Genomic DNA, 13,783 nt, shown 5'->3' on the forward strand with positions numbered 1-13,783 from the left:
TCCGTTCCCAGTGAGCTGACCACCGTCGCCGAGGAGGTGGGTGCGCCGGTCGGTGCGCCCACCCCCGCGCGGCGGGTGATCGCCTCCCTCCGCTCCAGCCCGCCGGTGCTGCTCAGCGTCGCGTTCATCGTGCTCGTCGTGCTGCTCGCGATCCTCGCCCCGCTGATCACCGCGATCAGCGGCTGGGGTCCGTACACCTTCGACAAGTCGGCGGTGGACTCCGACCTCGGCGGCGTGCCGATCGGCAACCTCGGCGGGATCTCCGCCGAGCATTGGTTCGGGGTCGAACCCGGGAACGGACGCGACATCTTCGCGCGCATCGCCTTCGGTGCGCAGGTGTCGCTGTCGATCGCCGTCTCGGCGACGATCGTCACCACCGTGCTCGGCGTCGTGCTCGGCATGCTCGCCGGCTTCTACGGCGGGTGGGTCGACCAGGTCGTCTCCCGCGTCATGGACTTCCTCATGGCGTTCCCGTCGCTCATCTTCATGATCGCGCTCCTGTCGGCCCTGCCCGCCGGCAACCGACCGGTCCTGCTCGTCGTCGTGCTGAGCCTCTTCGGCTGGCCGTACACCGCCCGGGTGGTGCGCGGTCAGGCGATGTCGCTGCGGACGAGCGAGTTCGTCGAATCGGCGCGTGCTTCGGGCGCCGGGGGCATCCGCATCGTCTTCCGCGAGATCCTGCCGAACCTCCGCGGCACCATCATCGTCCTGGCCACCCTCGCCGTTCCCGGTTACATCGGCACGGAGGCGGGCCTCTCCTTCCTCGGTGTCGGCGTCACCCCGCCCACGCCGAGCTGGGGCCAGATGATCGCGACCGCGGTCGGCTGGTACGCGGTCGACCCGATGTACTTCCTGATCCCCGGCACCTTCCTGTTCCTCACGGTGCTGTCCTTCACCGTGCTCGGCGACCGCCTGCGCAAGGCCCTCGACTCGGGAGACGCCGCCTCATGACCCTCTACCTCCTGCGCCGCATCGCGTCGGCGATCGGCATCCTGCTGCTCATCAGCCTCTTCACCTACGTCATCTTCTTCCTGCTGTCGCCCGACCCGGCGGTGCAGATCTGCGGCAAGACCTGCACCCCCGACCGCATCGACCAGATCCGGGCGCAGCTCGGGCTCGACCAGCCGTTCTGGCAGCAGTACCTCGAGTTCATCCGGGGGATCGTCATGGGCCGGAGCTACGGGGAGGGCGCCTCCGCGGTCTCCTGCGCGGCACCGTGCCTCGGCTTCAGCTTCCAGACCAACGAGTCCGTCATGGACATGATCACCGCGCGCTTCCCCGTGACCGCGACGGTCGCGATCGGTGCGGCGGTCCTCTGGCTGCTCGTCGGCGTCAGCGGTGGCCTGCTCAGCGCCGTCAAGCAGGGGACCGGCTGGGACCGTGGGGCGATGATGGTCGCCCTCGCCGGTATCAGCCTGCCGAACTACTTCCTCGCGCTCCTCCTGCAGTACGTCCTCGTGGTGCAACTGCAGATCCTGCCGTTCCCGCAGGCCGTACCCTTCGCCGAGGACCCGGTCCGCTGGTTCCAGAACTACCTCATGCCGTGGATCGTGCTCGCCCTCGGCTACGCGTCGATGTACGCGAGGCTCGTCCGGGCGAACGTCATCGACACCCTCGGTGAGAACTTCATGCGGACCGCCCGGGCGAAGGGCCTGCCCGCGCCCCTCATCCTGCGCCGCCACGCGCTGCGGCCGGCGCTCACGCCCGTCGTCACGCTCTTCGGCATGGACTTCGCGGGCCTCCTCGGGGGCGCCCTCATCACCGAGACGGTGTTCGGACTGAACGGCGTCGGCAAGCTCGCCGCCGACTCGATCGCGAAGAACGACCAGCCCGTCATCATGGGCGTCACCCTCCTGGCCGCGTTCTTCGTGGTCATCGGCAACGTCGTGGTCGACGTCGTGTACACGTTCCTCGACCCGAGAGTGAGAGTGAAGAGCGCATGAGCCCCACCGTCACCAGGACCATCTCCCTGCCCGTCCCCGGGGCGGCGCTGCTCGAGGTCGACGACCTCACGGTCACCTTCCCGACCACCTCCGGCGACATCGACGTGGTGCGGAAGGCGTCGTTCGCGGTCCAGCACGGCCAGACCCTCGGCATCGTGGGCGAGTCCGGCTCCGGCAAGTCCATGACCTCGCTCGCGATCATGGGACTGCTCCCGAACGGCGGGCGCACGACCGGCAGCGTCCGGCTGAGCGGACACGAGCTCGTCGGTCGCAGCGACCGCGAGATGCGGCGGGTGCGCGGCGATCGGATCGCGATGGTCTTCCAGGACCCGCTCTCCTCGCTCAACCCGTACTACTCCGTCGGACTGCAGATCGAGGAGGCGTACCGCGCCCATCGCGGCGGCTCCCGGAAAGCCGCCAGGGCCGTCACGATCGAGGCCCTCGAACGGGTCCGCATCGCGGACGCCTCCCGGCGGGTCGACCACTACCCGCACCAGTTCTCGGGCGGCATGCGGCAGCGCATCATGATCGCCATGGCGCTCTGTCTGGAACCCGACCTGCTCATCGCGGACGAACCGACGACGGCGCTCGACGTCACCGTCCAGGCGCAGATCCTCGACCTCCTCTCCGAACTGCAACGGGAGACCGGTGCCGGCATGATCTTCATCACCCACGACCTCGCCGTCGTCAGTCAGGTCGCCGACGACGTGCTCGTCATGCGCGGCGGCGACCCCGTCGAGATGGGCACGGCCGAACAGATCTTCTCCCGACCACAGGCGGCGTACACCCGGGCGCTCCTCGACGCCCTCCCGCGGATCGACGACCCGTTCACCGAGCGGCCGACGGCACCCGCCACGACCGGAGAGGGACAGGCATGAACGACGCACCAGTGCTCCTGCAGGCCACCGGGCTCACGAAGGACTTCACCACGAGGGGCGACGGCGCGTTCCGCGCACGCACCACGCAGTTCCGCGCCGTCGACGACGTCGGGTTCGCCGTCCGCGCCGGCGAGACGCTCGGCATCGTCGGGGAGTCGGGCAGCGGCAAGTCGACGACCGCGCGGATGATCGCGAAGCTCATCGAACCGACCGCCGGCACGATCACCTTCGACGGCGAGGACGTCACCACTGCGCGTGGGCCGGCGCTCGCCGCGTTCCGGGCGAAGGTGCAGGTCGTCTTCCAGGACCCGTTCTCCTCCCTCAACCCGAGGCACACCGTCGAGCGCATCGTGTCGGCACCGCTCGACTACCAGGGCATCACCCCGAAGCAGGGCAAGCGTGCCCTCGTGCGCGACCTGCTCGACCGCGTCGGCCTGAACCCCGACCACCTCCAGCGCTACCCGCGGCAGTTCTCCGGCGGCCAGGCCCAGCGCATCGGGATCGCCAGGGCGCTCGCCGTCTCCCCGAAGCTCGTGATCTGCGACGAGGCGGTGTCGGCGCTCGACGTGTCGGTGCAGGCACGCATCATCGACCTGCTGCGCGACCTGCAGGCCGAGCGCGGTCTGAGCTACCTGTTCATCGCGCACGACCTCGCCGTCGTGCGGCAGATCGCGCACGACGTCGCAGTCATGCACCGGGGCAAGGTGGTCGAGCAGGGTGACCGCGAGGCGATCTTCGACCACCCGCAGGACGAGTACACGAAGACCCTGCTCGCCGCCGTGCCCACGATCGACCCGAGCTGGGAGGCCGCGCGTGCCACCATGCTCGAACAGGAGCGGACGCACGGACCGGCCGCCGGAAGGACACAGGCATGACCCACCGCACCACCACCTCCCTGCTGCCGGGGATCCACGTGACCGACCACACGGTCGACGTCCCGCTCGACTGGCGACGGCCCGACGACGGCCGCACGATCAGCCTGTTCGCCCGCGAACTCGTTGACCCCCTGCGTCGCGAGGAACAGCTCCCGGTCCTCGTGTTCCTCCAGGGCGGACCGGGCGGCAAAGGCCCGCGTCCGGTGTCCAGGGACGGCTGGATCGCCGAGGCCCTCCGCACCTTCCGGCTCGTGCTGCTCGACCAGCGCGGCACCGGGCGGAGCACCAGGATCGACGGCCGGTCCATCGCGGCCGTCGGTGACGCTGCTGCACAGGCCGAGTACCTGGAACGCTTCCGGGCAGACTCGATCGTCGACGATGCCGAGTACCTGCGCCGCACCGTCTTCGGTGGCCGTCGCTGGTCGACGCTCGGTCAGAGCTACGGCGGGTTCCTCACCCTCACCTACCTCTCGCGAGCCCCGGAGGGACTGGCCGCCTGCTACGTCACCGGCGGTCTGGCGGGCATCCACCCGTCGGCGGCGGAGGTCTACCGACGCACCTATCCGCGCACCGAGCGCAAGAACCTGGCCTTCGCCGAACGGTACCCCCAGGACGTCGACACCGTCGCGCGGATCGCCGACCGACTCGCCGCCGAGGAGGTGCTCCTGCCGGACGGCGATCGACTCACCGTGCGGCGCTTCCAGAACCTCGGGATCGACTTCGGGATGAAGCCCGGCTACGAGCGCCTCCACTGGCTGCTCGACGAGGCGTTCGACAGCGGCGACCACCTGAGCGACACCTTCCTGGCGCAGGTCTGGGGGAGGACGTCCTACGTCGACAACCCCCTCTTCATCGCCTTGCAGGAGAGCATCTACGGTGCCGCCGGCTCGGGGGCGACCGCGTGGGCGGCGCAGGCCGAGCGCGACGCACGGCCGGCGTTCGCCGAGACGGCCAGGCCGCTGCTGTTCACGGGGGAGATGGTCTACCCCTGGATGTTCGAGGAGATCCGATCGCTCCGACCCTTCCAGGGCGCGGTGGAGCGACTGGCGGCCAAGACCGACTGGGACCCGCTGTACGACCCCGCGGTCCTGGAGGCGAGCACGGTGCCGCTCGCCGCGGCCGTGTACTTCGACGACATGTACGTGGACGCGCAGCTGCAGTTGGAGACGGTCGACGTGGTCGGCGGGGCGACCGCCTGGGTCACGAACGAGTACGAGCACGACGGGATCCAGGACGCCGCCGTGGTGCGCCGCCTGTTCTCGATGGTGGACGAGCGCGGCGGCCGTCGCGCGGATGAGGAGCAGGCATGACCGACACACAGCAGCAGGCACCCGAGCAGACGGCGGGCCTCGCGCCGGCCACCACGGAGGCACCCGCCACGTCCATGCCGCGCCCGGCGAACCCGGACCCGAAGCTGCCCCGCCTGGCCGAGGTGCCGGCGTTCCGCGAGTTCCTCGGCACCGGCTGGGGCACCCCCGACCGCACGCCGCCGGTCGAGCCCGGGATCGCCGCGGCCGCGGCCGAGCACCGTCGTCGGCTGAGCGAGGCCTTCGTCGGGCGGACGCTCGTCGTCGCCGCCGGTCGCGCGCCCGTCCGGGCCAACGACTCGAACTACGACTTCCGCCCCGACAGCGACTTCTTCTGGCTCACCGGCTGCTCCGCCGAGGACGCGGTCCTCGTGCTGCGTCCGAGCGGCGCCGGTCACGACGCGACGTTGTACATCCCGGCACCGGCGCACCCGGGCGAGACCGGCTTCTTCGCCGACGCCAACCACGGTGAGCTCTGGGTCGGCTCCGCGCCGGGGCCGGCCGACTGGTCGGCGGTCCTCGACCTCCGGGTCGAGGTGCTCGCCGCGCTGCCCGACGCGCTCCGAGGCGTCGAGCGACCACTTCTCGCGGGGACGCTGACCTCGCAGCATCGCGCGCTCGAGCCGCTGACGGTCGCGCCGGAACTCGGCCGTGTGCTCTCGGAACTGCGCATGATCAAGGACGAGTGGGAGATCGCGGAGCTGCGGCGAGCGGTCGACGCGACCGTCGGCGGGTTCTCCGCCGTGATCCGGGAGCTGGCGACGGCCGTCGCCGGCGGCGGTGAGCGCTGGCTGCAGGGGACCTTCGACCGGCACGCGCGCACCACGGGGAACGGCCCCGGCTACTCGACCATCGTCGGCAGCGGTGCGCACGCACCCACGCTCCACTGGGTGCGCTGCGACGGCCCGGTCCGCCCCGAGGACGCGATCCTGCTCGACATGGGCGTGGAGACGCGTGCGTTCTACACGGCGGACGTCACCCGCACCTTCCCCGTCTCGGGCACCTTCAGCCCGGAGCAGCGGCGCGTCCACGACCTCGTCGAGGCGTCCCACCGCGCCGGGATGGCCGCCGTCCGTCCGGGCCGCGACTTCACCGACTTCCACCACGCCGCCATGGAGGTCATCGCGCAGGGACTGCACGACTGGGACCTCCTGCCGGTGTCCGTCGACGAGGCTCTGAGCCCGGTCGGGCAACAGCACCGGCGGTACCTCGTGTGCGGCATCGGTCACCACCTCGGCCTCGATGTCCACGACTGCGCCAAGTCCTCCTACGAGGCCTACCAGGGCGGCTCGATGGCGCCCGGCATGGTGCTCACGGTCGAGCCGGGGCTGTACTTCCACGCCTTCGACGAGACGGTTCCACCGGAACTGCGTGGCATCGGCGTCCGGCTCGAGGACGACCTCCTCGTTACGGCCGACGGCGCCGAGGTGCTGTCGGATGCGCTGCCCATCGACGCGTCGGGCATCGAAGCGTGGATGCGCGCCCAGTAACCTGAGCGGACCGTGGTGGGAGACGAATGATGGGAGTCGCGATGAGCATGTCGGCGATCCGACCGGCCGAGGAACGGCTGAGCCTGCGCGCGCAGGTGGAGCGGGCGGTGTCCGCGGCGATCATCTCGGGCGAGCTCGCGCCGGGGACGATGATCTCGGTACCGACGCTGGCGGTGCAGTTCAACGTCTCGGCGACCCCCGTCCGCGAAGCGATGCTCGATCTCGAGAAGCGCGACTTCGTGGAGGCGGTCCGGAACAAGGGGTTCCGCGTCACCGTCGTGAGCGAGGCCTCGCTCCGCAACACGGCGCAGATCCGCCAGCTCCTCGAGCCGCCCGCGATGGCGGACCTGGCCGAGGTCTTCGACCACGGCTCGCTGCCCGAGCTCCGGCAGCAGGCTGACGACATCGTGGCCGGTGCCCGTGACGGCGACCTGACCCGGTACCTCGAAGCCGACCAGGCGTTCCACCTCGCGCTCACCGCGAAACTCGGCAACCCGCTGCTCGTCGAGCTCGTCGCAGACCTCCGCGGACGCACCCGGCTCGTGGGGTTGGCCGCCATGCTCGATTCGCAGCAGCTCGACCGCTCCGCCGTGGAGCACCACGAGCTCCTCGACGCCCTCGAGCGGGGTGACGGGGTCGCCGCTCGCGAGCTCATGCACCGACACATCGGGCACACCACCGGCTGGTGGGCCGGCAAGCCCGAATCCGACGCCGAGTAGCCCCTGGCGTGCGTGCGCGGACCTCGACCAGGATCCGCGATCGTGCACGCTTGCCTGTTCAGTGAATGTGTGACACATTACTGAAAGCCCTTCCCCGCATCGACCGAGAGGACCGCCCGTGACCCGCATCGTCATCGTCGGCGCCGGCATCGTCGGTGCGGCCTGCGCGCGGATCCTCGCCCGACGCGGTGCCGAGGTCGTCGTGCTCGACCGTTCGGCGGCCGCCGGCGGCACGAGCGGCTCGGGGGAGGGGAACCTCCTCGTCTCCGACAAGGGGCCCGGCCCCGAACTCGACCTCGCGCGGTACGCCTCACGCCTCTGGCCCGTCGTCACCGCCGAACTCAGCGCCGAACTGGGACCGACCTTCCCGAGCATCGAGTTCGAGCGCAAGGGCGGCATCGTGGTCGCCACCACCGAGGCCGGCGCGCAGCCCCTGCTCGACTTCGCCGCCGCCCAGCGCGCCGCCGGTGTCGACGCCAGACCTCTCACCGAGGACGAGCTGCTCGCGGCGGAGCCGTCGATCACCCGCTCGTCCACGGCGGCCGTCCACTATCCCGAGGACGCACAGGTCCAGCCCGTCATCGCCACGGAGGCCCTGCTCGCCTCGGCCCGGCGTGCGGGCGCTGTCGTGCGCACCGGCGTCACCGTGACGGGCGGCGTCCGGAGCGCGACCGGTCGCCTCACGGGTGTCCAGACCTCCGTGGGCGATGTCTCGGGCGACGCGGTCCTCGTCTGCGCCGGACCGTGGTCGGCCGAGCTCGGCGACCTGCTCGGCGCACCCGTCCCGGTCCGTCCCCGTCGCGGCATGGTGCTCGTCACCACCCGCATGCCGCACCGCGTGCACCACAAGGTCTACGACGGCGACTACTTCGGTGCCACGCAGTCGAGCGACGCCTCGCTCCAGACCTCGAGCGTCGTCGAGTCCACCGCCGCGGGCACGGTCCTCATCGGCTCGAGCCGACAGCAGATCGGATTCGACGCGCGTCTCGACGTCGACGTGCTCCGCGAGGTCGCGGCGAAGTCCCTGCGCCTCTTCCCGTTCCTCCGCGACGCCTCGGTCATGCGCAGCTACGGCGGCTTCCGGCCGTACATGCCCGACCACCTCCCGGTCATCGGCCCCGACCACCGTGTCGACGGCCTGTGGCACGCGACGGGCCACGAGGGCGCCGGCATCGGACTGGCCCTCGCGACCGCTGAACTCATCTCCGCCCGCCTGCTCGGTGGATCCACCGACCTCGACGACGCCCCGTTCCAACTCGACCGCCCGGGGCTCGCCCTGCACCTGCGCGTCGACCGGCCGGCGGAGGTGGCCTGATGGTCTCGAGACGACTGCCCGCGACGAACGACCGGATCCTGCCCGGCACGGAGGACGCGCTGCGCATCGACCTCGACGGGACGCCCGTCGACGGACTCCGCGGCCAGACGATCGCCGGCGTCCTGTTGGGCTCCGGCGTCCTCGCCTGGCGCCGCACCAGTGGGTCAGGGAAGCCGCGTGGCGTCTTCTGCGGCATCGGGGTCTGCTTCGACTGCATCGTCACGGTGAACGGCCAGCGGGACGTCCGTGCCTGCCAGCGTCGCGCCGCGGACGGCGACCGCATCGAGACACAGCACGACGCCCTCCCGGAACCCACGACGGAGAACGACCCGTTCGGGGACCTGGCATGAGCGCCCGGCAGCGCGAGGTCGTCGTCGTCGGTGCAGGTCCCGCCGGCCTCCAGGCCGCGCTCGCCGCCCGGGCGCTCGGCGCCGCCGTCACGCTGCTCGACGCCTCGGACGAGCTCGGCGGTCAGTACTGGCGGCACCTGCCGGCCAGCCGGCCGTCGGAAGCAGAGGCCTCGCTGCACCACGGGTTCGAGCGCTTCGTCTCCATGCGCGCGGCGCTCGACGCCGACGACGCCTGCACGGTGATCACCGAGGCGCAGGTGTGGGCGATCGACGTCGACCGCGCCGCCGCCGACCACGGGTCCGACGACACCTCCGGTGCGACCGGCCTGCGCCTGCACGTCCTCGTCGGACCGCCGGACGGCACCGACCGCTCGCCCCTCACCCTCCGGCCGGACACGCTCGTCCTCGCGACCGGCGCGCACGACCGCACGCTGCCGTTCCCCGGCTGGGACCTCCCCGGCGTCTTCTCGGCCGGTGCCGCCCAGGCGCTCGCGAAGGGCGAGCGGGTCACCGTCGGTCAGCGGGTGGTCGTGGCCGGTGCCGGACCGTTCCTGCTGCCGGTGGCCGCGTCCCTGACCGCGACCGGATCACGCGTGCTCGGGGTCTACGAGGCCACGACCGTCGGCGGCCTCGCGAGGGGCTGGCTCCCCAAGCCCTGGCAGCTGCTCGGCGTGACCGGGAAGGCCGGTGAACTGCTCGGTTACGTCGGTGGCCACCTCCGCCACCGGATCCCGTACCGCGTCGGTCACGCCGTGGTCGCCGCGCACGGCGCCGACCGGGTCGAGCGCGTGACCATCGCCGCCGTCGACGCCGACTGGTCGCCGATCCCCGGCACCGAGCGCACGGTCGAAGCGGACGCCGTGTGCGTCAGTCACGGGTTCACCCCGCGGCTCGAACTGCCCGTCGCGGTCGGCTGCGCGCTCACCGAAGCCCGGTTCGTCCAGGTCGACGCCGAGCAGCGCACGAGCGTCCCGACCGTCTTCGCGGCGGGGGAGATCACCGGGATCGGGGGTGTCGACGCCGCGCTCGCCGAGGGCGCGATCGCGGGACACGCTGCGGCCGGCGGCCTCCCCGGTGCCTCCGGGATCCGCGCCGCCGTGAGCCGACGCGACACGTTCCTCGCCTTCGCCGACCGGCTCGAACGTGCCCACGGCATCCGCGCCGGCTGGAGCGACTGGCTCGACGACGACACCACCATCTGCCGCTGCGAGGAGGTCGACTACGGCTCATTGCGCACGACGGCGACCGCCACCTGTGCGACCGGCCTGCGCTCGCTCAAACTCAGCACGCGAGCCGGGCTCGGGATCTGCCAGGGCCGCATGTGCGGTCGCACCGTCGAGGAGCTCCTCCACCGCGTCGCCTCCGAATCCGGCGGCAGCGGCCTCATCGACGGCGTCTCGAGCGACCGCCGGCCCATCGTCTCCCCGCTGCGCATCGGCGAACTCGCCGCGCAGGCACCGGGACACCCTCCCCACGAACCGCCGTCGACCCCGACGGCCGAACACCCAGGATGACCGACCGGTCTCCGCACCACTCCCTCGGAAAGGAACCACCCATGGCCAAACAGTTCGACCTCGGCGGCGTCATCGTCGCGACCACCCTCGCGTTCAAGGAGGACGCCTCGGCGCCCGCAGGCCTCGCCGTCGACTACGACCGCTTCGCCGAGCACTGCAACTGGCTCATCGAGAACGGTTGCCGCGGCGTCGGCCCGAACGGCTCGCTCGGTGAGTACTCGTCGCTGACGGACGCCGAGCGTCGCAAGGTCATCCAGGTCGCGGTCGACACGGTCGGCGACCGCGGCCTCGTCGTCGCCGGGGTACACGGGGTCGGCTGGCACCAGGCCCAGCAGTGGGCCGAGTACGCGAAGGAGGACGGCGCGGACGGCGTCCTGCTCCTGCCGCCCACCATCTACCGGGCGAACGACGACGAGGTCATCGAGCACTACAGCCGCGTGGACGAGGTCGGCCTGCCGATCATGGCCTACAACAATCCCATCGACACGAAGGTCGACCTCACGCCCGACCTGCTCGTCGAGCTCGCCAAGCTCGAGCACGTCGTCGCCGTGAAGGAGTTCTCGGCCGACATCCGTCGTGTGCTCGAGATCCAGGACAAGACCGACCTCGACGTCATCGCGGGGGCGGACGACCTCCTCTTCGAGTCCCTCGTCGCCGGCGCGGTCGGCTGGTTCGCCGGCTACCCGAACGCCTTCCCGCGCGAGGCAGTCGAGCTGTACACGCTCGTCACCTCCGGTCGCGTCGACGAGGCCCGCACCCTCTACCGCGAGCTCGTGCCCGTCTTCGGGTGGGACTCGAAGACGGAGTTCGTCCAGGCCATCAAGCTGTCGATCGACATCGCCGGCGAGAGCTACGGTGGTCCGACGCGTCCGCCGCGCGGTCCGCTCAACGCCCTTCAGACGGAGCAGGTCACGACGCAGACGCGTCGCGCGCTCGACTACCTCGCGGCACGCTGAGCCTGACGGCCGACGCGACACCCCGACCACGACCACCAGTCCTGAGAGGCACACCATGAAGTCCTCCCGCATGATCAGTGCGGTCGACTCGCACACCGAGGGCATGCCGACCCGCGTCGTCACCGGCGGGGTCGGCGTGATCCCCGGCGCGACCATGAACGAGAAGCGCCTGCACTTCATGGAGCACCTCGACGACCTGCGGCTCTTCCTCATGAACGAGCCTCGCGGTCACGCGGCGATGAGCGGGGCGATCCTGCAGCCGTCCACGCGCGCGGACTGCGACTGGGGCGTCGTGTACATCGAGGTGTCCGGCTGCCTGCCGATGTGCGGGCACGGAACCATCGGGGTCGCGACGGTCCTCGTGGAGACCGGCATGGTGGAGGTGATCGAGCCGGTCACGACGATCCGGCTCGACACCCCCGCCGGACTCGTGATCGCCCGGGTCGACGTCAGTGACGGGCACGCCGACCGCGTGACCATCGAGAACGTCCCGAGCTACGTCGACCGCCTCGACGCCACGATCGAGGTGCCCGGCCTCGGCACCGTGCCCTACAGTCTCGCGTTCGGCGGCAACTTCTACGCGATGGTCGACCTCGACGACGTGGGCCTGCCCTTCGACCGCGACCGTCAGCAGGACATCCTCGACGCGGGCCTGCGGATCATGGCGGCGATCAACGAGCAGGCGCCGCCCGTGCACCCCGAGATCGCCGGGCTCGACCACTGCCACCACGTCGAGTTCATCGCGCCGGGATCCGACGCCGTGCTGTCTCGGCATGCGATGGCCATCTTCCCGGGGTGGTTCGACCGCTCGCCATGTGGCACCGGCACCTCGGCGCGCATGGCCGAGCTCTGGGCCCGCGGTGAGCTGCCGCTCGACCAGGACTTCGTCAACGAGTCCTTCATCGGCAGCCGGTTCACCGGCCGGCTGATCGCCGAGACGACGGTGGCGGGCCGGCCGGCCGTCATCCCGACCATCTCCGGTCGGGCCTGGGTCACCGGCATCGGCTCCTACCTCCTCGACCCCGCCGATCCGTTCCCGACCGGCTTCCAGTTCTGAACCGCACCACGATCCCGGAGGATCACATGTCGACCACCCCAGCCCCCGACGCCACCATCACCGATACCACCCCCGAGCAGCTCGAGGAGGTCCTCCGGGGAGCCGCCGCGGCGGCACCTGCGTGGGCCGCGACGCCGGCGGACGCCCGTGCGCGTGCGCTCGTCGCCGTCGCCGACGCCCTGCAGGCCCACGCGGACGAGCTCGTCCCGGTCGGCATGGTCGAGACGGGGCTCGCCGAGGCGCGGCTCCGAGGCGAGCTCCGTCGCACCGCCGTGCAACTGCGGCTCTTCGCGGAGACGATCGTCGACGGCTCCTACCTCGATGTCCGGATCGACGAGGCCGACCCGGACTTCGCACTCGGCGTGCGCCCGGAACTCCGCCGCGTCCTCGTGCCGCTCGGCCCGGTCGTGAACTTCGCGGCGAGCAACTTCCCGTTCGCCTTCTCCGTCGCGGGTGGCGACACCGCGTCGATCCTCGCGGCCGGATGCCCGGTGATCCTCAAGGTGCACGACGGGCACCCGCGGCTCTCGCTCGCGACGGCGGCCGTCGTCGAGGCCGCGCTCCGGGCGTCCGGGGCTCCTGACGGCGTGTTCCACACGATCATCGGCCAGGAAGCCGGCGTCGTCGCGCTGCAGGACGAGCGCGTCCGGGCCGGTTCCTTCACGGGCTCCCTCCGGGCCGGCCGGATCCTCGCGGACCTCGCGGCGGCCCGCCCCGTCCCGATCCCGTTCTTCGGCGAGCTCGGCAGCGTCAACCCCGTGTTCGTGACGCAGACCGCCCTCGACGAGTCCGCGACGGCCATCGCGACCGGATTCGTCACGAGTGTCGCGGGCTCGGCGGGTCAGCTGTGCACGAAGCCCGGCTTCGTCTACCTGCCGGACGGCGCGGGGCTCGACGAGTCGATCCGCGAGGCTGCTGCCGCGGTTCCCGAGCACCGACTCCTGAACGACCGCATCACGGCCGGGTACGAGGCGAGGCGAGACACCATCCTCGGCACCGACGGCGTGCGGGTCATCGCCGAGGGTTCGCTGCGGGTCGACGAGGACGGCGACGGCTGGGCGACCCCGACGATCGTCGCGGTCTCACTCGACGCGCTGCGGGCCGGTCGGGACGCCCTGCTCGACGAGGCCTTCGGTCCGTTGTCGATCCTCGTCGAGGTCCCGGCCGGTACGGCGTTCGCGCCGCTCGTGCCGGAGTTCTGCGAGGGCAACCTGACGGCCACCCTGCACGCCGGTGCCGACGAGACGAGCGACGACCTCGTGGAACTCGTCCAGCAGCTCTCGGCGCACGCCGGCCGGGTGCTGTTCGGCGGTTGGCCCACCGGCGTCGCCGTCACGCCCGCCATGCAGCACGGCGGACCCTGTCTCTTATACACATCT

The 13,783-nt window shown here is 71.4% G+C and carries 13 protein-coding genes; all 13 read left to right on the forward strand.

What is annotated here, in order from left to right; genetic code table 11:
- Nucleotides 1-15 precede the first annotated feature (15 nt).
- On the forward strand, nt 16-951 hold the full coding sequence (locus ACQG07_RS18150) for an ABC transporter permease (RefSeq protein WP_371413691.1): 936 nt from the start codon (nt 16-18) through the stop codon (nt 949-951).
- Nucleotides 948-1,943: an ABC transporter permease gene (locus tag ACQG07_RS18155; protein ID WP_079705218.1), complete on the forward strand. Its 996-nt coding sequence runs from the start codon at nt 948-950 to the stop codon at nt 1,941-1,943. Before ACQG07_RS18150 ends, ACQG07_RS18155 begins: the two co-directional genes overlap by 4 nt.
- Nucleotides 1,940-2,821: an ABC transporter ATP-binding protein gene (locus ACQG07_RS18160; protein ID WP_426739036.1), complete on the forward strand. Its 882-nt coding sequence runs from the start codon at nt 1,940-1,942 to the stop codon at nt 2,819-2,821. The genes ACQG07_RS18155 and ACQG07_RS18160 overlap by 4 nt, the downstream gene beginning before the upstream one ends.
- Nucleotides 2,818-3,696 (forward strand): ABC transporter ATP-binding protein, encoded by an 879-nt coding sequence (locus ACQG07_RS18165; protein ID WP_202939678.1) that lies wholly within the window; start codon nt 2,818-2,820, stop codon nt 3,694-3,696. The genes ACQG07_RS18160 and ACQG07_RS18165 overlap by 4 nt, the downstream gene beginning before the upstream one ends.
- Nucleotides 3,693-5,006, forward strand: a complete 1,314-nt coding sequence (locus tag ACQG07_RS18170; protein ID WP_274499494.1) for an alpha/beta fold hydrolase — start codon at nt 3,693-3,695, stop codon at nt 5,004-5,006. Before ACQG07_RS18165 ends, ACQG07_RS18170 begins: the two co-directional genes overlap by 4 nt.
- Nucleotides 5,003-6,493, forward strand: coding sequence for an aminopeptidase P family protein (locus tag ACQG07_RS18175; protein WP_426739037.1), 1,491 nt, complete (start codon nt 5,003-5,005; stop codon nt 6,491-6,493). Before ACQG07_RS18170 ends, ACQG07_RS18175 begins: the two co-directional genes overlap by 4 nt.
- Before the next feature lie 41 nt (nt 6,494-6,534).
- A complete protein-coding gene (locus tag ACQG07_RS18180) occupies nt 6,535-7,212 on the forward strand; it encodes a GntR family transcriptional regulator (RefSeq protein ID WP_064294279.1) in 678 nt (225 codons plus the stop codon).
- A 118-nt stretch (nt 7,213-7,330) separates the two neighbouring features.
- The gene (locus tag ACQG07_RS18185) at nt 7,331-8,527 is read left to right on the forward strand and encodes an NAD(P)/FAD-dependent oxidoreductase (RefSeq protein WP_426739038.1); all 1,197 of its coding nucleotides are present in this window, start codon (nt 7,331-7,333) and stop codon (nt 8,525-8,527) included.
- Nucleotides 8,527-8,877 carry a (2Fe-2S)-binding protein gene (locus ACQG07_RS18190; RefSeq protein WP_426739039.1) on the forward strand — a complete coding sequence of 117 codons (351 nt, stop codon included), beginning with the start codon at nt 8,527-8,529 and terminating at the stop codon, nt 8,875-8,877. The genes ACQG07_RS18185 and ACQG07_RS18190 overlap by 1 nt, the downstream gene beginning before the upstream one ends.
- Nucleotides 8,874-10,391, forward strand: a complete 1,518-nt coding sequence (locus tag ACQG07_RS18195; RefSeq protein ID WP_426739040.1) for an NAD(P)/FAD-dependent oxidoreductase — start codon at nt 8,874-8,876, stop codon at nt 10,389-10,391. The genes ACQG07_RS18190 and ACQG07_RS18195 overlap by 4 nt, the downstream gene beginning before the upstream one ends.
- A gap of 41 nt (nt 10,392-10,432) precedes the next feature.
- Entirely contained in the window at nt 10,433-11,347 is a 915-nt protein-coding gene (locus ACQG07_RS18200; protein WP_064294275.1) for a dihydrodipicolinate synthase family protein, read from the forward strand.
- A 55-nt stretch (nt 11,348-11,402) separates the two neighbouring features.
- Entirely contained in the window at nt 11,403-12,404 is a 1,002-nt protein-coding gene (locus ACQG07_RS18205) for a proline racemase family protein (RefSeq protein ID WP_426739041.1), read from the forward strand.
- 26 nt (nt 12,405-12,430) lie between these two features.
- Nucleotides 12,431-13,783 (forward strand): aldehyde dehydrogenase family protein (locus tag ACQG07_RS18210; RefSeq protein ID WP_426739042.1); only part of this gene is annotated, 1,353 nt, incomplete at its 3' end.

Origin of the sequence: Plantibacter sp. 2H11-2, assembly GCF_050031945.1 — a bacterium.
In the GTDB taxonomy this organism is placed as follows: domain Bacteria; phylum Actinomycetota; class Actinomycetes; order Actinomycetales; family Microbacteriaceae; genus Plantibacter; species Plantibacter auratus.